Origin of the sequence: uncultured Allofournierella sp., assembly GCA_944382705.1 — a bacterium.
Taxonomy (GTDB): Bacteria; Bacillota; Clostridia; order Oscillospirales; family Ruminococcaceae; genus Allofournierella.
Genome location: CALWNE010000053.1, coordinates 48453 through 70246, shown reverse-complemented (window position 1 = coordinate 70246; position 21794 = coordinate 48453). Strand labels below are relative to the sequence as shown.

Here is a 21794-nt window from a genome sequence, read left to right as displayed (position 1 = left end):
GAATCGGTTTGGATAGAAAGGGGGGTGTATCAATGAACCGGATTCAGACTCTCGAGACCCGTGACCTGGCTAAGAGCGTAAAGACCGGCGGTTGTGGCGAATGCCAGACTTCCTGCCAGTCCGCTTGCAAAACCTCCTGCGGTGTTGCTAACCAGATGTGCGAGCATAAGAACGACAAGAATGCCTGATTTTGCCTGCATCGTGCCGCCTGCCCACCACCCGTGTGCAGGCGGTATTTTTTGCGTTTTGTCTCCTGTGCTGCAAAGCCTGGGGTTTTGAATAGATTCGATTTTGCAACCAACGGACGATACAAAGAAAGGAACCTGATTCTGTGATTCATCAGTACAAACTCAACGGATACAACATCGTGGTGGATGCTTACAGTGGCTCGGTTCATGTGGTGGACGAGGTGGCCTATGATGTGATTGGCCTGTACAAAACCACCCCCGCAGACCAGATTGTAGCCCAGATGCTGGAAAAATACGGCCAGCGGGAGGATGTGACCGAGGCCGATTTGCGCCAGTGCATTCAGGATGTGGCCCAGCTGGAACAGGACGGCAAGCTGTTTGCCAAGGATGTGTACGGCGACATTGCGTTTGATTTCAAAAAGCGTGTAACCGAAGTAAAAGCCATGTGCCTGCATGTGGCCCACACCTGCAACCTGAACTGCGAATACTGCTTTGCCAGCCAGGGCAACTACCATGGCGAGCGTGCCCTCATGAGCTTTGAGGTGGGCAAGCAGGCCCTGGACTTTTTGGTGGCAAACAGCGGCAAACGCCGCAACCTGGAAGTGGACTTCTTTGGCGGCGAACCCCTCATGAACTGGGATGTGGTCAAGCAGCTGGTGGCCTATGGCCGCAGCCTGGAAGAACCTAACCACAAAAAGTTCCGCTTTACCCTCACCACCAACGGCGTTTTGGTGGACGACGAGGTCATCGAGTTTGCCAACCGGGAAATGAACAATGTGGTTATGAGCATTGACGGCCGCAAGGAAGTGCACGACCGTCTGCGCAAAAACTACGCCGGCCAGGGCAGCTACGACACCATCATTCCCAAATTCCAGAAGTTTGCCAAGGCCCGCGGCAACAAGGAATACTATGTGCGCGGCACCTTTACCCACAACAATGTGGACTTCACCAACGACATCTTCCACCTGGCTGACCTGGGCTTCGATCAGCTGAGCATGGAACCTGTGGTATGCGCCCCTGGCGACCCCTACGAGCTGACCCAGGAGGACCTGCCCAAAATCATGGAGCAGTACGAAATCCTGGCCAAAGAGATGCTCCGCCGGGAGAGCGAGGGCAAGGGCTTTACCTTCTACCACTACATGATTGACCTGAACCACGGCCCCTGCATCTACAAGCGAGTTTCCGGCTGCGGCAGCGGCACCGAATACCTGGCTGTTACCCCCTGGGGCGAGCTGTTCCCCTGCCACCAGTTTGTTGGCGATGAAAAATACAGCATGGGCAACATCTGGGACGGCATCACCAATACCGCCCTGCGGGATGAGTTCAAGATGTGCAACGCCTACGCCCGCCCCGACTGTAAGGACTGCTGGGCTAAGCTGTACTGCTCCGGCGGCTGTGCTGCCAACGCTTACCACGCCACCGGCAGCATCACCGGCATTTACGAATACGGCTGTGAGCTGTTCCGCAAGCGGATGGAATGCGCCATCATGATGAAGGTGGCACAGGCACAAAAGGCTTAACTCCCCTCACCTGCCCTGTTAAAAAACACTGTGTTTTCAACATTAGCTCCCTCTGTTTGTTAAAAACCCAGTCACCCAAAACAATAGGCCCTCCCCTTGGTGCACTCTGCACCGGGGAGGGCTCATTGTTTTTTCGTTTGCTTTAATCAATTACCTTGTTATTTTGAAAATCCACCAAAAAACAAAAGCAGACAGGCCGCTGCAAGCCTGGCCTGTCTCTTTGCGGAATGGGTCAGCCTGGTGTGCTTTCCAGCCCAAAAGGAGCACCATGCCATTGGCGCCTGTCTGCTTTTTGCTTTTAAGTTGCGGGACAAGTTTACCGAGATGGGGACCGGCTTAATGCCCAAAGCCTGCCAGTTGCGGAACTGCTTGCACACATTTTCCAGCACGCACATATCAATGTCCCGAATCTGGCCTGTCAGCTCCGCAAGGGAGATGAAATGATAAGGGGTAAGAATCTTGTCTGCCTTATACCAGCGCGCCAGGGCTTCGGCACCCACGATGGTTTTTCCATCCGCAGCATATTTCGGCTGGAACCAGGGCTGGAACGACTGGCTATGTACACCTTCCTGAATGTCCTTTTCCAGCTGGCTGCGCTGAATGTCTTGCTCGTACAGCTTTTTGGTGTATACACCGTAATTGCAGCCCTCTTTGGGATTGTTGCGGGCAACCGTGATATAACGGCACATCTGGTCGTAATCCACCATGCCCTCCTCAATGGGATACACACCCACTGCCAGCTGCATTTCCGGTGCTAGAGAGGTTAGACCTTTAATCGCTTCGTCCAGCCAAAGTGCCGAGAAGTTTCGGCACAGCACCTCGAACTTACCGAAGGAGTGGTGGACAACCACTTCGCCTTCCTTCATGCGGCTGTGAATGCGCCAGTAAAGCTCTCTCAAGGCATTGTTCACCTGCTCCATGCCCATTACCTTGACCAGGTTATCCACATTCATAACCTTCATGCCCAGCAAGACATAATTTTTTTGCTCTTCCATCAAGGTTGGCATATTTTTTCGCAGGTAGATGTCGTTCTTGCCGCCAGTAACAGGGTCTATGGCCATCTGGTCATCCAGCTTTTGCCGCATCAGCCGGTTACGCTTATGGATTTGAAAAAAGCCAAGAGTCACAATTACCATCATAACGCCCGTAATGATCCAGATTTTTTCTGCCTGTTCCTGTGCAAAAGCATCAATTGTCTTGGTAGGTACCTTTACTAGCATCCACCAATCTGTACCATCTCCATCGGTATAATAGTAATAAACTTTTTGTCCGCCATATTCAAAATAATTGCACCCGCTTTGGCCCAAAGCAATGTCTTCCTTCATTGCCTGGATGCTGGATTCATTCACAGAGCCGGTGCTTTCCATAAAGGTAAAAAAGTTTCTTTCTGCGTTGGTATCTGTGCGCTCAACCACCAAGTCGCCCTCAGAATTTAGCACGAATACTTCGCCGTATTTCTTCAGTTCTTCAAAATCCATCCAGCAATAAAAGACTTCAACCCTTGCGGACCCCCAAAGCACAGCAGCAACCTTTTGGTTGCGTACAACCGGCACTGCAAATACATTGACCGGTACCTTTTGCGCTTTGGAATTTACAACTTCGCTAAGGCTTACCTTGCCTGCAAGTGCGGTCTGAAAATAATAACGATCCGAAAGATTTACCTTGTTGCCCTGATTATCGTAAGAGGTGCCGTCCAGCGAAGCCACTGCCAAGCTGTTGAATTGATACAGGGAACGCTGGTTAATTAAGTATGCCATGCTTGCATAGGGATTGTTTATGATTTCCTCCGGTAGGCGTTCCGCAATTTCCTTGAGCACAATCATCTTTTTATTTGTTTCATTTGCTACGGTAACAGAAGATTGCTCCATCTGCGCGCTAATGGATTTGGTTATATAACTCTTTGCATTGTAATGGATAATCAGGCAGAGCATCGCTGCAAAAAAATCATGAGTGCCCAGATTCCCCAAATCCAATATGCATTTTTGAACAAAGCATTTTTCAGCAAAGCATTTTTTAACCACTGTTTTTTTTGCCATCGCCATCATCCCTTTTGGTTGTAAAAACTCTTAATTGTATGGTTGTAAAATTGAATAAAAAATCCTGCACTGTAAATCGCAAGCAAACAGTTATGTACAATTGAAGATTTGGTATATTTCAACTAGTATCCATATTTACCATTAAATTTTCACAAAACAAAAAACTTCTAAAAACCGCTGCAAAGTCGCATAAAAGCGGGTGATTATAACATTTTATAAAGGCACTATTAATAATATAGTCAAAAAAAAGAATTGTTTTTTTGTCAAAATAATGGTATAATATTAAGAAAATCTTTTTTTCTAAGCAATTCATCTCCTATCAAAATTTCAAGCTCAATTTTAATCAATAATTATACATGCGTTTAAAGTTTTACATGGATTTTAAAAATTAATTATACAAGTGTTTTTTATTTTTTTGCCACAAACAAAAGGAGCGGCCCCCAGCAGTTGCCAGGGGGTCGCTCCTTTTGTTTTAAGTCTGTTTTATTTTACTCTGCTTCCGCCTTTTTCTCTTGAAGCAGTTCCTCAAATTGATCCCGACTCAGCGGCTTGGAGAAATAATACCCCTGAATCACATCGCAGCCCTGGGCCACCAGGTAGTCAAACTGCTCCTTGGTCTCCACACCCTCTGCCACAACCTTGATGTTCATCTGTTTGGAAAGGCCGATGGAATAGCGCAATGCATTTTCCCACTTTTCCTGTCCAATGCCATCCACAAATACCTTGTCAATTTTGATGGTATCAAACTCCATATCCACCAAAGCCTTCAGCGAGGAGGTGCCAACACCAAAGTCATCCAGTGCTGTTTTAAAACCGTGCTTGTGCAGCAGCTGCAATACCCGACGCAAATCTTCCTCGTTGTTTTCCATGCAGGTTTCGGTTACCTCAAACTCAATCCATTGAGGATCCACACCATAAAACTCCAAGGTAACTAAAATCTGCCCGATAAAATCGGTGTTAGCAAAATAGTTGCGGGAAAGGTTTACCGAAATGGGCACCAGCGGCAGCCCCTGCGCTTGCCAGGCTCGCAGCTGGCGGCATACATCCTCCAGCACGCACATATCAATTTCTTTTATCTGGCCCGTTAACTCTGCCAAAGGCACAAACAGGTAGGGCGCCATAATCTTACCGTCACGGTACCAGCGCACCAGCGCCTCAGCGCCGGCAAGGGTTTTGCCGTCTGCGCTGTATTTGGGTTGAAACCAGGCCTTAAAGCTCTGCTCCTCCACCCCCTGGTGAATCTCCTTCTCCAGAATGCTGCGCTCCATATCCTTGTCATGCATCTGCTGGGAGTAGATGCCGTAGATATTGCCCTCCTTGGGGTTGCTGCGGGCTACCGTGGCCAGGCGGCACATCTGGTCGTAATCTTCCACCCCTGGTTCCACCGGGTACACACCTACTGCCATACGGAATTCCGGCGACAGGACCGAAATGCTCTGAATGGTATTTGCCAGCTTTGCGGAGGAAAGATCACGACACAAAATCTCAAACTTGCCAAAGGAGTGGTGCACCACCACCTCCCCTTCTTTTAGCCGGTCACTGATGCGCCAGTACAGTTCACGTAGGGCAAAGCTTACCTGCTCCATACCAAGCACCTTTACCAGGTTATCCACATTGGTAACCTTCAAACCTAAAAAGACATGCTCCCCTGGCTGCTTAACCAGCTGGGGCATATGCCTGCGCAGGTAGATATCGTTTTTGCCGCCGGTGATGGCGTCCACCATCATCTGTTCATCCATCTTTTGCTGCATCAGGCGCGAACGCTCCAGCATTCGATAAAAACCAATGGAAACCACAATCATCACGCAGATGGTAGCCACCCACACGGTTCCAATCTGTTTGGCAGAAAAGTTATCCAAAATAGACTTATGTACCTCCACCAAAATCCACCAATCGCTGATTTCCATACGGGAGTAGTACATATTTACCTGTTCGTTACGGTAATGAAAATACCGGTATCCATCCCGGCCGGCCTCAATATCCGCCCGCATACGCCGCAAACTTTGGATGTTGTTTTCTGGCTGCTGCTCCACAAAGGCAAAAAAGTTGGTGCTGCTGGTATCCACCTTTTTTTCCACCACCAGCTGGGTGTTGGAGTCCACAATGAAAACCTCACCGTAGCGCTCCAACTGCTCCAGGCCCAGGCGCTGATACAAATCCTCGGTGTGAACAGCTGCCCACAAAACGCCCACCACGGCATCATTGCGCACAATGGGCACCGCATATACATTGACAGAGTTACCTTGTGTGGGTGATACTATCATGTCGCTCAGAACCTTTTCGCCCTCCATGGCACGCTGAAAGTAATCAGCGCCAGAGACGGTAATCTGAGTGCCATCCCATCTGTAAGAGATGCCCAGCGCAGAAGCGACACTCATGTGGAGAAACCCGTTGGCATCTCGGTAGTCCGCTAAATACGCAACACTTTCAGAAGGATTTTCCACAACATCAAGGGGCAGCTTTTTAGCGATGCTTTCCAAAACCTCCAGCTTTTGATAGGTATGGCGCTCCATCTGATTTGCCGAATCCTTCATCAGCTCGCTCACCACCGTAGTGGTGTAGCCCATGATGTTTTGATACATCAGCACACACAAAATGGACACCAGTGCCAACACCAGTGCCCATAGCGCCAAAATCCAGCGGTAACCCGTTTTTTGTTTTTCCTTCTTCATGTCATACCTCGTTTTGCGTGGTTCTGCATTGCTGGGGCATTTGCCATAAAGGATTACGGTTTTATGCATAAACATCTGCCAAACGAGCACTCTTTTCCTAGAAGCAGCCGGTACTGGGTATCGCTCTTTCAAACCGTTCAATCTAAAAACGCATAGATTTTTAAAGCAAGCTCCTAAACCTGTAACCCACTTATGTAATAACAATATAATAGTAAGAATATAATAGTAAGAATCGATCAAAAAGAAAAGTATTGTTTTCGGTTTTGTTTTATGTTATAATCTGTTACTTTTTTATTTGATGAAAGCTAATTCCCCGCTAAAACAGGCTTGTTTAGGCAAACCGAAGCTTGCGCGCTTTTGTTTGCTTTGGCAGGAACGCCCTGTTGCTGCCCTTGCCCTATCTCTAACCAAAACCGCAACTTTTATAATTTTACCTGCCGCTCGGCAAACGGCACCCGCCTTTTACACTCCCGGGCCTGCCCTGGTTCATTTTATCTGTATTTTGCATTCTTTCAAACCTTTTTTGGTTTTTGTTTTATAAAGTATTTTTGCATAGAATTGAATATTTTTTTATTTTTTAAAAACAAACTCTCACTTTTTCTTTTTAATTTTAATTTTTTAATATTTACTTTAAAAATCGCTGTCTTTGCTGTTTGCAGGCATCCTAAAAAAAAGTGCCCGCTATCCCACCAGGTTGCCTTTCCATTGACAAAGCCCTTTTTAATCTGTTACCATACTGATATACCTTTTATAAATAGTAAGAAAGTGGGGTCATGGGAATGAATGTTTTGCTGGAAGAATTTGTTCTGCCGCAAGAGCTGGAGATGGTTTTGAACAACAGCCCAAGCGTTATTGTTCCGCAGACGGAGGAAATGCTGTACGATTTGGTGTTCGGCAACGAAAGCACCATGCAGCTGGATGTGTGCTACGATGTGAACGGCACCTCTGTAAAAGAAGCCGATGTGGTACGCTGCAAGAACGGTGCGGTGGTTAATTTCACCGAGGATTACATGCGCCGTCGTGATCCGGACTGTATGCGTATTGGCGACGATAAGCCCACCGATAAGCCCCGCTTTAAGGATGTATACGGCTACGACTTCCATACCCTGGAGGTGGACACCTACAAGTGGCTGGCCCGCCAGGAGCTGATTTTGGTCCCCTTTATGGCCGGCGGCTATGAATACGGCTACGAGGCTCTGCTGGTTTGCCCCCGCAATGCGGCGTTCTTTGCCTTTGCCCTGTCTCAGCTGCAAGCCTTTGTGAAAGCCAAGGATGTGCACAACTTCAAGCCCCGTGCCATTGTGTATGTGGCTCCCCCCTTCCGTCACACCCATTTTGACGGCCGCCAGGTATGTGTGCACAACCGTTTGGACGACCGGCACGAGGTATTTGCCTACAACCTGTACCCCGGTCCCTCTGCCAAAAAGGGCATTTACAGCGTATTGCTGGACATTGGCGAAAGCGAAGGCTGGGTAACTGCCCACGCCTCTGCTGCCCGCATCGTTACCCCCTACGAAAACGAGATGGTCATGATGCACGAGGGTGCTTCTGGCGGCGGCAAGAGCGAGCTGCTGCAGGATGTGCACCGTGTGGCCGATGGCCGGGTGCTGCTGGGCCGCAACCTGGAAACCGGCGATAAGGACTACCTGCACATGAGCGACACCTGTACCATCTACCCTGTTACCGATGATATGGCCATCTGCCACCCCTCCTTCCAGAGCGGCAGCGGCAAGCTGGCTCTGTACGATGGTGAGGACGGCTGGTTCCTGCGTGTGGACGGCATTACCGAGTACGGCTCCGACCCCATGTATGAGCGCATCACCATCCACAACAAAAAGCCTCTGGTGTTCTTCAACATTCAGGGTGTACCTGGTTCCACCTGTCTGGTGTGGGATCACACGCTGGACTCCACCGGCAAGCCCTGCCCTAACCCCCGTGTCATCGTGCCCCGCCGCATGGTAGACAACATTGTGGAAAAACCCGTTGAGGTGGATGTGCGCAGCTTTGGCGTGCGCATGCCGCCCTCCAGTGCCGCCCACCCCGACTACGGCATTATGGGCCTGATGCATATTATTCCCCCTGCGCTGGCATGGCTGTGGCGTCTGGTTGCTCCCCGTGGCTTCAAGAACCCCAGCATCAGCGGCAACTCTCCCCTGGCCAGCGAAGGCGTAGGCTCCTACTGGCCCTTCGCCACCGGCCAAAAGGTACGCCAGGCCAACCTTCTGCTGGAGCAGATTCTCAGCTGCCCCAACACCCGCTATGTGCTCATTCCCAACCAGCATATTGGTATTTACAAGGTCGGCTTTGCCTCCGAGTGGATTTCCCGTGAATACCTGGCCCGCCGTGGCGGTGTCAACATGAAGATGGACCGCCTGACCCCCGCTCCCTGCTCCCTGCTGGGCTACTGCATGAAGGAGATGAAGGTAGACGGCCAGGACATCCGTTCCACCTTCCTGCACCCAGAAACCCAGGAGCAGATGGGCATGGAAGGCTACCAGAAGGGCGCACAGATTTTGTACGACTTCTTCGCCAAGGAGCTGGAAGCCTACGATGTGGAGGAACTGCACCCCATAGGCAAGGAGATTTTGGAGTGCTTCAAGCGCAACGGCACCATTGAGGACTACTGCGCCATCACTCCCCTTGGTCTGCTTTAATCCATTACAGCTTGTTTGCTGCAACATAAAAATTACCCCCGCTGCTTGTGGCAGCGGGGGTGATTTTGTTTTATGACTGTTGGTTGCAGATTGCAAAGGCTGTGGGAGTGCTGGGTTTATTCTTCTTCCAGCACCATGCCCACCAGGTCGAATTTCTCGGTGGAAACCACCACTTCATACTCTTTTTCACTGGGATTGGGGTATTTCACCCAGATAGTGCGGTCCGAAAGGTCGTAATACCAAGCACATTCCGCCTCGTCAAACACTTCCTTTACCAGCGTGCGCATTACAGGCTTGCCGTTTACCGTTACCCAGTAGGCCCCCTTTTGCTTGCTTACCAAACGCAGATTCACCTGCTCCACGGTATCGGCATAGTTGCCTTCCTTGCGGAACTTGATTACCGTGCGGTCGCCGGCCTGTACCGTGATATTGGTGCGGCAATATACCCCCTCTTGGTACTGCTGGGTATGACCGTCATCGTCGTACAGCACAAAGCTGTTATCCTGTTCTGCCGCCACCAGCAAATCCAGGCTGCGCATGGTATCCCGCAGAATGTGCTGCACATCTTTGGTGGTAACAAACACACCAGACCCCCGCAGGAACATGGGAATGCTGCCCAGATCCACCGGTACGGTAATGGTCTGGCCGCCTTCATAGGCTCTCAGATGGTCGTTCATATCGTACCAGGTGCAGCCCTTGGGCAGGTAGAGAGTGCGCTCCTTTGCCCCCTTCTCCACCACATTGGCCACCAGCACCGCCGGGCCAAACATAAAGGTCAAATGCTCATCCTTGTAGCAGTTTTCATCCTGGGGAAACTCCCAAAACAGCGGCCGCATGGCAGGGGTGCCGTCCTGATTGGCCTGATACATCAAAGAATACAGGTAGGGCATCATCTGGTAACGCAGCTGATAGGCTGCCCGCACATGGTCGTTGTGTTCCGGGTACATCCAGGGCTGGGTAACGGTGTTGTCATCGTTGGCAGAGTTCATGCAGAACCGAGGCTGGAACACGCCGCTCTGAATCCAGCGCAGCATCAGCTCTCCTTCCGGTGCACCGCCGTGGAAGCCGCCAATATCGCAGCCCATGTTGGCGCAGCCCGAAAGTCCCATGCCCACAATGGTGGCAATGTTGAATTTTACGGTGCGCCAATCAGTAAGGTTATCGCCGCCCCACACCTGGGCATAACGCTGGATACCTGCAAACCCAGCCCGGTTGATGATGTAAGGCCGCTCGCCAGGGTACACCTCTGCCAGCGCCTGCTTGCCCACATAGGCCATTAGGTTGGAATGCATAATTTTAAGGTCTGCCATGGTGCCCTTTGCGCCTTCAAAGTCGCACTGGGCATTGCGGTCTTCCACCCCGTCCATTTCGCAGTTATCGTTCCAAACGGTTTTCACGCCCAGTTCCAGAACATTTTTCTTGAGCAGTTCCTTCCAGGTATTGCGGCCTGCCTCGCCGGTAAAGTCGAAGAATCGGCCTTCACCGCCCCACCAGCGGCCATAGTAATCCCCATCACCCTGAGCATTCTTAACAAACACGCTGTTTTTTTCAAACAGTTCCCGGTAGGGGTGGTTTTTCAGAATGCCGGGCTTCAGGTTGGGGATTACATTGATGCCCATTGCGTTCATGCGGGCAAAGAATCCCGCCGGGTCGGGGAAACGGCGGTAGTTCCAGTTAAACACATAGCGCAGGTTATCTTCCTCGCCGCTGGTGTAGCCGGAAGCCAGCCAGAAGTTATCAATGGGAATGTTCTCTGCCCGGTGCTTGTCAATAACCCGGTAGATTTCCTCATCGCAGTTTTTCTCCAGCTCTGCATAGTACATGGTGGAGGCGCAGTATCCCAGAGACTGCTTGGTGGGCAGTGCACACCGGCCGGTCAGCAGGGTGTACTGCTCCAATACGGCGGGCACGGTGGGGCCGCACAGCAAAAACAGGTCAATGTCGCCGCCATCGGTCTGGTAATAGCAGTACCGGTCCCAATAGCCGGAAATCTCCTGCCCCATATCAAACACGCTGTCGTGAGAGTTGTGGTAAAACAGTCCCAACGCCTGCTTGGTTTGATCGTTCACCCGAATGTAAAAAGGGATGTGCTTGTACATGGGGTCTCCATGCTCCGGGTCGTGGCCAATGGCATCTTTGGGAGACATACGCAGCCGACGGCCCTTTTTATCCAGATGACCGGTCTTTTCGCCAAAGCCATAAAAATGGTCATGCTTCATGTCCACGCAGGAATAGTGGCTCAAGCGGCCCAGATGGTCTTGCTCAAAGGCCCGTTCCCGCAAATCCTGGTAAATCAGGTTCCCTTGTGCATCATACAGCCGGAAAGACATTGGGCATTTGCGCATTACAAGGGTAACGGCAGCGGTGCGGAAGGTGAAGGTGTTTTCATCCTCCTGACAATCCACATCCAAAGCCTGAATGCGGGTGCGCTCCCCTTCCAGCAACTGATCCATCCGGTCGGGCCAGGCAGTGGTCACCAGAGTATAGGACTCCTCCTTGAATTTGCGGTCAAATGCAACACGAATGCGCAGGATGTGGTCGTTCATGAATACCAGCATTGCATCGGCAGCATCACCGTGAACCAGGTAGCCACACTCTATTTTTTCCACGCTATGAACCTGTTTGAGCAGCATTCTATATCGTCCCCTTTCTAAGTTTGGATTTACATGCCAATCAAATCAAAATCTTCAAAAGATACCGTGAGGGTAATGTCTTTGCGGGGGTTTGCATATTTCACCAAAACTGCCTTTTTGGTCTGGCTGTAATACCAGCCTTCCTGGGCAGCTTCAAACTTGCGGCGGTTGAGGAAGTGCTCCAGGCGACGCTCGCCCAGGGCCACCCAGTAGGGGCTGCGGTCCTTGCGAATCATCTCTACCTGCACACGCTCCACAAAATCGGTGTACTCACCTTGGGAAACAAAGTCCACCGTTACCACATCAGTACCCTTCATGGTAATCTGGGTACGGCGGCTGATGCCCTTCTTGTAATCGTTGCTTACACCGTCATCGTCGTACAGGGTATAGCTGCGCTCAACGCCGGGAGCCAGGGTCAGGTGCAGGTCGGTCATATGGTCCCGCTCCATGCTCATGAGCTGGTTGCCTGCCATGGGAACAATGGCACCCTCCCGCAGAAACATGGGGATGGTTGCCAGGTCTACCGGCACTTCAATGGTCTGACCGCCTTCGTAGCAGGCAAAGTTGTTGTTCCAGTCGTACCACTTGCAGCCGGCGGGCAGATACACCTTCCAGGTCTTTGCGCCAGGCTCCAGCACATTGGCTACCAGAATATCCCGGCCATACAGGAACTCAAAGCTCTCGTCATACACTTTTTCATCCTGCTGGAATTCGTACACCAGAGGCCGCATGATGGGTGCGCCGGTGCAGCTTGCCTCATACTCGGCAGAGTACAAATAGGGGGTCATGCGGTAGCGCAGCAGAATGGCCTGCCGAATCAGTTCCGCAGAGTTGCGGTACATCCAGGGTTCGGTGACGGTGTTATCATTGCTGGCAGAGTGAATGGAAAACCGAGGCTGGAATACACCGTTCTGCACCCAGCGCACAAACAATTCTTCATCGGGAGCAGGGCCGTGGAAACCGCCGATGTCGGCGCCTTCGTTGGGCTGGCCGGAAAGACCCATGCCGGTGATGATGGGAATGTTATACCGCAGGGATTTCCAGCTGGTGTAGTTATCACCGCACCAGGTCTGAGCGTACTTTTGAATACCGGCAGTACCGCTGCGGCACACGATGTAGGGCCGGGCGTCGGGATCGTGCTCCACAACTGCTTCGGCACCAATTTTGCACATGATGGTGCTCATAAGAGGCTTAAGCTGGCCAATGGTACCGCCCTTACCATCAAAATCACAGCGGCAGTCCTTATCCAGCAGGCTGTCGTACTCACAGTTGTCGTCCCAGATAGAGTTGGTACCCACAGAGATGACACTCTCGGTGAGATATTCTTTCCAGGCTTTGCGGCCTTCGGGGCTGGTGTAGTCCCAGAATGCGCCGTCACCGCCCCACCAGCGGCCCACGGCAGGGGTATCCTGCTCAGAATCCTTCACAAATACATTGCGCTGTTCAAACTCCTCAAAACGGGGGTGGCACAGCAGCACGCCAGGTTTCACATTGGGCACATTCTGAGCACCCTTTTCGTTCATGGCTGCAAAGTAGGCCTTGGGGGCCTTAAAACGCTTGGTGTTCCAGGTAAATACGCAGCGCTTGTTGTTCCAGCTGGTGTAACCGGAGGAAAGATGGAATCCATCAATGGGGAACCCTTCCTCCTTTACGGTATCAATAAACTCCAGCACAGCATCATCGCTGTCCTGCTCCAGCTCGGGGTAATACATGGAAGAACCCTGGTAGCCTAGTGCACGCTTGGGCAGCAGTGCAGGGCGGCCGGTAAGCAGAGTGTAATTGTCCACCACCTTTGCCAGAGTATCGCCTGCCAGCAGGAACAGATCAATGTCGCCGCCATCGGCCTGCCAGTAGGTATAGCGAGACCAATAGTTGCTCTTTTCGCAGCCCATGTTGAACACAGACTCGTAGTAGTTGTTGTAGTAAAGGCCCACAGCCTTCTGGGTGCTGCGGCTCAGGCGGATGTAGAAGGGGATATGCTTGTAGAGGGTATCCATCTTTTCTGCATCGTAACCCATGGCGTCGGTGGCGCGCTGCCGCTGGAAGGTTTTGTTCTTATTCAGCAGGCCGGCCTTTTCGCCAAAGCCATAAAAGCAGTCCTCCTCCTCCATGGAGCTGTAATGGGTAACCCGATTGTTGGAATCCAGGATGTAGGGGGTTCCGTGCAAATCGCTGTACAGCAGCTGGCCTTCCTTGTTGAACAGCTTAATGCCCAGCGGATTGCAGCTCAGCTCCAGCCGTACTGCACCGGTGGTAAATACATACCCCTGCTGGGTCTGCTCCAGTGCAGGCTCTACCGGCTGCACCCGGGTACGCTCCCCTTCAAACAGGCCGTCCAGGCGATCCTGCCAGGCGGTGGTTGCAAGCACATAGGACTCCTCCTCCAGCTTGCGGTCAAAAGCCACACGCACCCGAACAATTTCATCGGTCACAAAGCACAACAGCAGGTCGGCACAGTTGGTATGAAACAGGAATGCACCGTCACGGCGCTCCATTCCTGTGATTTGTTTACAAAGATGCATAGAAAACTCCTTTCGGATTTGCCGGTAACGCAAAGTTCCGGCTGCGTCCCATGGCTTGGGGCACAGCCGGAACCAGAACATTTTAAAAAGTCAGCTTATCAGCCCCACCAGAAGCTGTCCACCAAACCACACAGATAAGGTACAATCATGGGAATGGCCGGGATGTAAGTAATCAGGAACAAGGCAACCACCATGCCGCAGAACAGCGGAACGATGTACTTGGTAACACCCTCGATTTTCACCTTGGCCACACCGCAGCCCACGAACAGGCAGGAGCCAACGGGAGGGGTAACGGAACCAATACCCAGGTTGGTGATGAGCATGAGGCCAAAGTGAACGGGGCTCATGCCAATGCTGGTGGCAATGGGCAGGAAAATGGGGGTAAAAATCAACACCGCAGGGGTCAGGTCCAGGAACATACCCATTACCAGCAGGAACAGGTTCATAATCAGCAGGATGACATACCGGTTGTTGGAAATTCCCATCAAAGCGCTGCTGATGGCAGCAGGAATGCCAGAGTAGGACATTACATAAGACATGATGGAAGAAGCCGCAATCAGGAACAGAATGGTGGCAGAGCTTTTCATGGTGTCGGCCAGCATTTCATAAAAGGTCTTAAAGCTCAGCTCACGGTACAGCACAGCCAGCAGAGTGCAGTACAGGCACATCACCACGCCAGCCTCGGTGGCGGTGAAGTAACCGCCCAGAATACCGCCCATTACCAAAATAACGGCTAGCAGAGAAGGAATGGCATCCACCAGAATACGGGCGGCAGAGGCATCTTCCTTTACAGTGGAGGCTTTGTAACCCTTTTTTACTGCCAGGAAGATGGCCAGCACAGCCACACACAGGCCCAGCAGAATGCCGGTGAGGTAACCGCCCATGAACAGAGCTGCCACCGAAACACCACCTGCCGTGATGGAGTACAGAATCAGCGGACCGGAGGGAGGAATCAGAATACCGGTGGGAGCGGAACAGATGTTAACCGCTGCGGAATAGTTGGGGTCGTAGCCTTCCTCTTCTTCCAGCGGGCTCAGAATGGAACCCATGGCAGAGGTGGCGGCCACCGAAGAGCCGGACACCGCGCCAAAGAACATACTGGCCAGCACATTGGTTGCGGCCAGGTAGCCGGGAATACGGCCTACCAGCAAGCGTGCCAGGCGGATGAGCCGCCGGGCAATACCGCCCTTGTTCATGATGTTGCCGCCCAGGGTAAAGAAAGGCAGTGCCAGCAGCGAGAAGGAGTCCAGGCCGGAGAAGCACCGCTGGGCTGCAATCAGAGCAAAAATATCGGAAGGCATACTGAACAGTGCGGTAACAATGGATGCAATGCCAATACCCGCCGAGATGGGCACACCGGCCAGCAGCAGCACAAAGAAGGAGCCAAACAGGCAAAGAGTAGCTTGTAAAACCATCAGGAATTGCCTCCTTTTTTAGCAGCCAGCAGCTGCACATACTTGAGTACGCGGGCCAGCACAATAAACACACCAGAAACCGGCAGTACCGCATACAGGAAGGTGTAGGGAATGTGCATAACCGAAGACACATTCAGCGCAGCCGCCGAAAGCTTTGCACCGCCATACACAAACACATAGCACACAAAGAACAAAATCATGGCTTCAATGAACACATGAAGTGCCACCGCCACCGGGCCTTTCACCCGATCCCGGATGAGATCCAATGCCAGATGCTCATCCCGGTAAAAGCAGTAGGCAGAGCCAATCATGGAGGCCCAAATCAGCACATACCGCAAAAATTCATCGGTCACAGTGGATGGGTTATTGAGCACCATCCGGGTAAAAATCTGCCAGGTACCCCCTGCCAGCAGGGCAAACATGGAAAGTGCCATCAAAAACCGCATGACAAGATCCAATACTTTGTCAAATTTTTTCACAGGGTTCAACTCCTCTCACAAACTCCCGGCCCACAGGGCCGGTCAAGCGTTTCCGGCTTATTCATCCAGCCGTCTGGATGCGCTCCACATAGGCGTACACCTCGGGGGATTCTGCCTTCAGATTCTCATACAAAGGTTGGCAGGCCTCCTGGAACGCAGCGGTATCCACATCCCGCACCAGCTCTACGCTCTTTTCCTGGGCGGCAGCCAGCACTTCATTTTCAAACTCAGCCCAGGCAATTTTGTAATCGTCGGTCATCTGACGGGCACATTCCTCCACAATCTGCTTTTGCTGTTCATCCAGCTTGTTCCATGCTTCGGTGGAAATCAGCAGAATATCCGGAATGCGGGTATGTTCATCAAAGCAGTAGTAGCCGGTTACATCTGCATGGTCACGCATGGCGGTAACATTGTTTTCGGCACCGTCCACCACGCCCTGCTGCATACCAGTGTAAATCTCAGAGTAGCCCATAACCGTAGCCGAACCGCCCAAGGCGTTCATCATGTTAATGGCCATCTGGGAGTCCATGGTACGGATGCGCAGGCCCTTCAGGTCTGCCGGGGTGCGAATGGGAGTGTTAGCAGTATAGAAGGAGCGGGAACCAGAGTCCAGCCAGGTCAGACCCATAAAGCCCTTCTCAGCAGTAAGCTGGTACAGATCGTGGGCAATTTCCCCATCCATAACCTCATAGTAGTGCTCCTGGTCGTTGAACACATAGGGCACCGACAGCACATTCCACTCTGTCTGGAAATTGCCCAGTGTAGCAGCAGATACCTTAGCCATATCCAGTGCCCCTGCACGAATCTGGGTAATATTGTCGGTTTCGCTGCCCAGCACACCGTTTGCAAAAATTTCAATCTTCACGCTGCCGCCGGTCTTTTCCTTCACCTGGTCCGCAAAAGAGCTCAGGGCAATGTGTACTGCATGGTCTTCTGCCAAGCCATGGGAAAGGGTCAGTGTAACATTGCCTTCTCCTCCTGTGCTTGCTCCGTTGCCGCCGCAACCGGTCAGCATCAAACCCAGCGCAGCTGTGGCTGCTGCCAGACGCAGGCCAAAACGCTTGCTTGTCATGTGTGTCAATTCCTCCTCATCAATCCTTGCCTCCCAAAAATTTCAAAAGGCAATTTTTATCTGCAAACCGCCTGGGCATTCCCCCTGGTGGTATATGCCATTCCAAACTTTTAGCTTTTGCGTGATTTTGCCGCTTTCTTGCTGCTTTGGTGCATCCTCACTAAGTCTCGAAGATTTAAGGTAAGCAGCGAAATAGGCTGCTCCCAATGTTTTCCGCTGCGCTTTTGCACCAGCTCCATCAGCTGCTGCTCACATCCCTCTGGCAGCGATGTACGGTCGACCATCACCACCGAATCCGGCCCCAAAAACAGATACAAATGGTTCTTGTCCTGTACCAGACGATCCAGTTTTTCGTACCGGAATTTCTTGTGAGCTTTACCTTCCTGCACCTCCATATGGCCGGAATAAAACCGGGTCTGCACATCGGGCAGAGCACCCTTGCGGGCTTCCAGAGTATCTTCCGCCCGCAGGGCCGCCGGGAACTCCCGGCCCGCAAACAGCAGGCAACCAAACAACATCAGCATTCCTTGCGCATACATAGGCAAGGGCGCAAACAAAGCTGCCGCCGCTAACGCTGCACCCACAGCTGCTGCGGCAATCACCCGTCCCATGGAATAGGTCACATATTGGGTACGAAACAAATCATGAATGGTGTCCTCATTGTGACAGATGCTTCCTTCGTAACAAGCAGCCATAGTCGCCCTCCTTTTATCACATTTATACAGTCACTTTTGTTTTTTATAGCTATATTTGTAATTAATTTATTGTGCATTTTAACACGAATCGTCTACTTCGTTTCAATAATATCAAATTTCAACAGTTTAAATCATTTCTTTTTGTGACCACAATCTCGCAATTTGTGATATACTGAATTTCATTCCAGGGCAAAGGAGTTTATTTATGCAGCCATACTTTACCCCCTATGCAGACCAAAACATCACTCAGGAAGTAGCCAGCCTGCGTCTGCCGCTGGACAAGGTCATTACCGGTTGGTATTCCAACCGTCGGGTGTTTCAATCTGTGGTGCACTCTCATCCCTACCACGAATACATCCTGATGGAAAGCGGTCACGCCATGTACCATGTGGACGGCAGCCGCTACGAGCTGCGCCCAGGTGAACTGATGATTATTCCACCTGGCACGGTGCATTCGGGCCAATACGACAACTACGACCGGCTGATTCTTCAAATCGACGATGCATTCTGGCGGCAAACGCTGCACGGCTCCAATCTGCCGGATCCAGAATCCTGCGTGCCCCAGCAGCTCATGATTTTTGGTGCTGACTGTGTGCAAAAATGGGGCATTCGCAGCTTAATTGAACGGGCTGCTGTCTCTGCCAGCATTCTGGATTTATCTGCAAGAGAGATTATGTACCGCTGCCTGCTGGTGGAGCTGGCACTCAGCATTGGGCAGATGATTTTGGAAAGCGGTCTTCGTCCGCCCACCGCCACCAGCCCTTTGGCCGTGTTTGCAACCACCTACCTGCAAGAACACTTTCGAGACCCGGAGCTTACCGCCAGCGAACTGGCACGGCGGGCCTATGTAAGCCGGGAGCATCTTTCTCGTGTGTTTCGGGAATACACGCTGCAAGGGGTTCATCAGTATCTTACAGATCTTCGTATGCAGCACTGCCGCCGGGATTTGGCTGCGGGCAAGCCCGTTTTGGCTGCCTGTTTGGAAAACGGCTTTTCCAATTACAGCAGCTTTGTAAAATCCTTTCGCAAAATGTACGGCATTACCCCGCAGGAATACCGCAATCAGCTGCGCAGTGCCCTGCGGAGCGAACCTGTGGTGGATGCCGCCAGTTCATAGCCCTTTCATTCCACCTTTTTTGCCCTTTCTGTTTTCGTTTTGTGCAGCAGATAAAAAAGCAACCCCCGGCAGAAATTCCTGGTGAATTTCCTTCGAGGGTTGCTTTTTTATTATAGGCCAGCAGCGTGCTTTTTTAACATTAAAAAACCGCTATCTTGCCGCTGTGGGTGGAAAGGGTTCCGTCTGTTTTGTAATGGGACTGTCCCGACCATTGCGGACCATTTTTATAGCCTCTGTTCTGTCTTTTCACACGGGGGACAGGGAGAGTACCCCCCCCCGTTTCCATATTTTCTCAATTCATCCTTGTAGTGGGATTTTTCGAGAGGACGGGAGAAGTAGTATCCCTGGCCAATGGTGCAATGGTTTTCACGCAGAAAATCGGCCTGTTCTTTGGTTTCAATGCCTTCTGCCACAATTTCCAAATCCAGTTCCAAAGCCATCTGAATTGTAGACCGGATTACAACATTCATTCGCTCATCTCCGATGTGGTCCACAAAGCTCTTGTCCATTTTAATGGTATCAAAGGGCAGCGATGCCAGCGAACCAATGCTGGAAACGCCGGAACCATAATCGTCCATATCCACCCGGTAGCCACGCTCATGAAGCTGGTCAATCAGGCTGTTTAGGCTGTCGTTGGCGTCCAGCATTGCGCTTTCGGTAATTTCAATGGCCAACTCACCCTGAACAATGTTGTATTCCCGTGCCAGCCGATCAATCTGGTGTACAATGCCAGGATGGTGCAGATGCAGGCGAGACAGGTTAACCGAGATTGGCACCACCGGAAAGCCTTCTGCTTTCATTTCCTTAATGTCTTTGCACACCAGATTGATGACATGCTCATCCAATCGAATGATTTGGCCGTTTTGCTCAAACACCGGAATAAAATTACCTGGCGAAACCATCTGGCCGTCACTCTTTTTCCAGCGTACCAGAGCCTCTGCCCCTACAATGCGCCCTGTATCCAGCGCATACTTGGGCTGGTACCACACCTGAAATTCATCGTTCTGAATGGCCTGTGCAAATTCGGCTTCAATCCGGCCACGCTGCAAAAACTTTTCGCTCATGCGTTCGTCAAAGATGCAGTAGCAGTAATGGGTTACACCCTTGATTTCGTTTTTAGCCAAAATTGCATTGCCGTAAATGTTGCGGAAGGACCCATAAGGTTCCACCGGGCATACACCCATAGAAACATTCAGCGGGCAGATTTCGACCAGCTGTACACCTCGCTGGATTTCGTTGTTCAATGCCTTGAGCTTTGCCACCAGTTCTGCATTGGTCTTATAGCGAATCAATGCAATAAACTCATCTGCATGGCGCCGGTAAATCTCATCCTGACTGAGCACCCGATTGAAGGCATGGTACACATATAAAATGGCTTTATCGCCCATCTGCATACCGTGCAGCATATTAATCAGCTTCAGCTTGTCGATGTCCATTACCATCAGGGCCAGCCCCTGCTGGCCTTCCAGATTTTGTTCCTCAAAACGGAGTTTTAAGTATTCGTAGTTGTAACTGTTGGTAAGGGGGTCAACAAACAGCATTTTTTCGTTGCTGCGGGCTTGAATGCTATAATACACTCCAAAAAACACGCAGAATGCCGCCATAACGCTTACCACCAGCAGTCTGTCCTTCTGTATATTAAGAACAAAGCTGGCAGCATTGGCTTGCATATAGCTGCGGTTGACATAGGTCAGCAGATACCAATTGTTCACATCCAACCGCTCCACATAGCCCACATAGGAGCCATCGCCCATGCTGAAATAAATATAATGCCCTTTGGAGTTTGCGGTGCCGGTAATATCCTCCTTGACTTCGTTCTCAATTCCTTCCGCAAAATCACCTTGATTGCCGGCTACCTGGCGGCCCTCTTTATCAATTACAATGCTGTGGCCTTCCCCTTCAAAGGAAACAATGTTCAGCATCTGGGCAAATTTCTCCGATTTGTAGGGGGCGGTAATCAACAATTCTACCTGGCCATCTTTGTACACCGGCATGGTAAAGATGTTGATGTAATCCATCGTATCTTCGCTCAGCCGCATATCCGAAATCGTAAACTCGCCTTCAAAGCCTTTGATTACATAATCCTGGTCGCTTAAATCCAGTGTCTCGCCCCGGGTGGTGTAACAGATGCCATCCCGCCCGGTTACGCCCATATTATATAAATCGTATTGTTCTACATACGAAGAAAAACGCTGGAGCAACTGCTCCACATCGTAGTTTTGCTGTTGTTCAATATCCGCTGCCAAAGCCCGCAAAAAATTCTCCCTGCTTTCCAGCAAGGATTTTAGTGCATGAGCATTTTGATTTGACACATACATAAGATTTATTTCCGCCTGCTGGCGAAACAGATTTTGAATCTGCTTGCTGTACTGCATGGTTAAAAAAACAACCACTGCCACCAGCAAGGCAATACCATTCAAAACAATCAACATGTATTTGCCGCTGTACAATGCTGTCCGCTTCTTTTTGTATAGCATGAGCGCTGCTCCTCCTCCTCCTGTGCCGGGGTCTGTTAGCCCATACCTGCCGCGTCAAAATTGTATGGAGCCAAACCGCAATGATCCTCGTGCAACCTTTGGTACTTTTAAGCGTTCTGTGACTGTCTTTTATATCATTATAACAAATCACATCGCTTTAACAATATATTTAACTCAATTCACTTCACTTTTTTATATTTTTCAACCTTTTTCTTTTTTAAACTTCTACAAAATATTCCATAATTTAATCTATTTTTTCCTTTTCTGCATATTTCTTCTAATTTACCTGTTTTTCGTTATTTTTTCGGTGTTTG

Annotated in this window: 13 protein-coding genes; 4 read left to right on the top strand and 9 right to left on the bottom strand. The window is 50.9% G+C overall.

Annotation, left to right across the window (positions count from 1 at the left end; all coding sequences use genetic code 11):
* Positions 1-32 precede the first annotated feature (32 nt).
* Both scfA and scfB read left to right on the top strand, forming a co-directional pair.
* Positions 33-188, top strand: coding sequence for a six-cysteine ranthipeptide SCIFF (scfA, locus tag ACH2EM_RS08140; RefSeq protein WP_395151720.1), 156 nt, complete (start codon positions 33-35; stop codon positions 186-188).
* Between the two features lie 143 nt (positions 189-331).
* Positions 332-1708, top strand: a complete 1377-nt coding sequence (scfB, locus tag ACH2EM_RS08135) for a thioether cross-link-forming SCIFF peptide maturase (RefSeq protein WP_395151718.1) — start codon at positions 332-334, stop codon at positions 1706-1708.
* A 158-nt stretch (positions 1709-1866) separates the two neighbouring features.
* On the opposite strand, the gene ACH2EM_RS08130 is transcribed toward scfB, so the two are convergent.
* Entirely contained in the window at positions 1867-3576 is a 1710-nt protein-coding gene (locus ACH2EM_RS08130) for an EAL domain-containing protein (RefSeq protein WP_395151716.1), read from the bottom strand.
* 656 nt (positions 3577-4232) lie between these two features.
* The gene (locus tag ACH2EM_RS08125) at positions 4233-6416 is read right to left on the bottom strand and encodes an EAL domain-containing protein (RefSeq protein ID WP_395151714.1); all 2184 of its coding nucleotides are present in this window, start codon (positions 6414-6416) and stop codon (positions 4233-4235) included.
* 779 nt (positions 6417-7195) lie between these two features.
* On the opposite strand from ACH2EM_RS08125, the gene ACH2EM_RS08120 reads away from it, so the two are divergent.
* The gene (locus ACH2EM_RS08120) at positions 7196-9070 is read left to right on the top strand and encodes a DUF4914 family protein (RefSeq protein WP_395151712.1); all 1875 of its coding nucleotides are present in this window, start codon (positions 7196-7198) and stop codon (positions 9068-9070) included.
* Between the two features lie 116 nt (positions 9071-9186).
* Here the strand turns inward: ACH2EM_RS08120 and ACH2EM_RS08115 are convergent, their stop codons facing one another.
* The 6 genes from ACH2EM_RS08115 to ACH2EM_RS08090 form a co-directional block, all read right to left on the bottom strand.
* Positions 9187-11703: a TIM-barrel domain-containing protein gene (locus ACH2EM_RS08115; RefSeq protein ID WP_395151710.1), complete on the bottom strand. Its 2517-nt coding sequence runs from the start codon at positions 11701-11703 to the stop codon at positions 9187-9189.
* A 29-nt stretch (positions 11704-11732) separates the two neighbouring features.
* Positions 11733-14225: a TIM-barrel domain-containing protein gene (locus tag ACH2EM_RS08110; protein ID WP_395151708.1), complete on the bottom strand. Its 2493-nt coding sequence runs from the start codon at positions 14223-14225 to the stop codon at positions 11733-11735.
* A gap of 98 nt (positions 14226-14323) precedes the next feature.
* Positions 14324-15640 carry a TRAP transporter large permease gene (locus ACH2EM_RS08105; RefSeq protein WP_395151706.1) on the bottom strand — a complete coding sequence of 439 codons (1317 nt, stop codon included), beginning with the start codon at positions 15638-15640 and terminating at the stop codon, positions 14324-14326.
* Positions 15640-16119, bottom strand: a complete 480-nt coding sequence (locus tag ACH2EM_RS08100) for a TRAP transporter small permease (protein WP_395151704.1) — start codon at positions 16117-16119, stop codon at positions 15640-15642. The genes ACH2EM_RS08105 and ACH2EM_RS08100 overlap by 1 nt, the downstream gene beginning before the upstream one ends.
* Before the next feature lie 61 nt (positions 16120-16180).
* Positions 16181-17191 carry a TRAP transporter substrate-binding protein gene (locus ACH2EM_RS08095; protein WP_395151702.1) on the bottom strand — a complete coding sequence of 337 codons (1011 nt, stop codon included), beginning with the start codon at positions 17189-17191 and terminating at the stop codon, positions 16181-16183.
* 110 nt (positions 17192-17301) lie between these two features.
* On the bottom strand, positions 17302-17886 hold the full coding sequence (locus tag ACH2EM_RS08090; protein ID WP_395151700.1) for a YcxB family protein: 585 nt from the start codon (positions 17884-17886) through the stop codon (positions 17302-17304).
* A gap of 205 nt (positions 17887-18091) precedes the next feature.
* Between ACH2EM_RS08090 and ACH2EM_RS08085 the strand changes: the two genes are divergently transcribed.
* The gene (locus ACH2EM_RS08085; RefSeq protein WP_395151699.1) at positions 18092-19003 is read left to right on the top strand and encodes a helix-turn-helix domain-containing protein; all 912 of its coding nucleotides are present in this window, start codon (positions 18092-18094) and stop codon (positions 19001-19003) included.
* A gap of 224 nt (positions 19004-19227) precedes the next feature.
* On the opposite strand, the gene ACH2EM_RS08080 is transcribed toward ACH2EM_RS08085, so the two are convergent.
* Positions 19228-21480, bottom strand: a complete 2253-nt coding sequence (locus ACH2EM_RS08080) for an EAL domain-containing protein (protein ID WP_395151697.1) — start codon at positions 21478-21480, stop codon at positions 19228-19230.
* Between the last annotated feature and the right edge of the window lie 314 nt (positions 21481-21794).

What these genes read in the sequence shown, in the direction of transcription:
- scfA (WP_395151720.1), top strand. Translation starts at nt 33, where the DNA reads ATGAACCGGATTCAGACTCTCGAGACCCGTGACCTGGCTAAGAGCGTA.
- ACH2EM_RS08130 (WP_395151716.1), bottom strand. Translation starts at nt 3,576, where the DNA reads ATGGAGCAATCTTCTGTTACCGTAGCAAATGAAACAAATAAAAAGATG.
- ACH2EM_RS08125 (WP_395151714.1), bottom strand. Translation starts at nt 6,416, where the DNA reads ATGAAGAAGGAAAAACAAAAAACGGGTTACCGCTGGATTTTGGCGCTA.
- ACH2EM_RS08120 (WP_395151712.1), top strand. Translation starts at nt 7,196, where the DNA reads ATGAATGTTTTGCTGGAAGAATTTGTTCTGCCGCAAGAGCTGGAGATG.
- ACH2EM_RS08115 (WP_395151710.1), bottom strand. Translation starts at nt 11,703, where the DNA reads ATGCTGCTCAAACAGGTTCATAGCGTGGAAAAAATAGAGTGTGGCTAC.
- ACH2EM_RS08110 (WP_395151708.1), bottom strand. Translation starts at nt 14,225, where the DNA reads ATGCATCTTTGTAAACAAATCACAGGAATGGAGCGCCGTGACGGTGCA.
- ACH2EM_RS08105 (WP_395151706.1), bottom strand. Translation starts at nt 15,640, where the DNA reads ATGGTTTTACAAGCTACTCTTTGCCTGTTTGGCTCCTTCTTTGTGCTG.
- ACH2EM_RS08095 (WP_395151702.1), bottom strand. Translation starts at nt 17,191, where the DNA reads ATGACAAGCAAGCGTTTTGGCCTGCGTCTGGCAGCAGCCACAGCTGCG.
- ACH2EM_RS08090 (WP_395151700.1), bottom strand. Translation starts at nt 17,886, where the DNA reads ATGGCTGCTTGTTACGAAGGAAGCATCTGTCACAATGAGGACACCATT.
- ACH2EM_RS08085 (WP_395151699.1), top strand. Translation starts at nt 18,092, where the DNA reads ATGCAGCCATACTTTACCCCCTATGCAGACCAAAACATCACTCAGGAA.
- ACH2EM_RS08080 (WP_395151697.1), bottom strand. Translation starts at nt 21,480, where the DNA reads ATGCTATACAAAAAGAAGCGGACAGCATTGTACAGCGGCAAATACATG.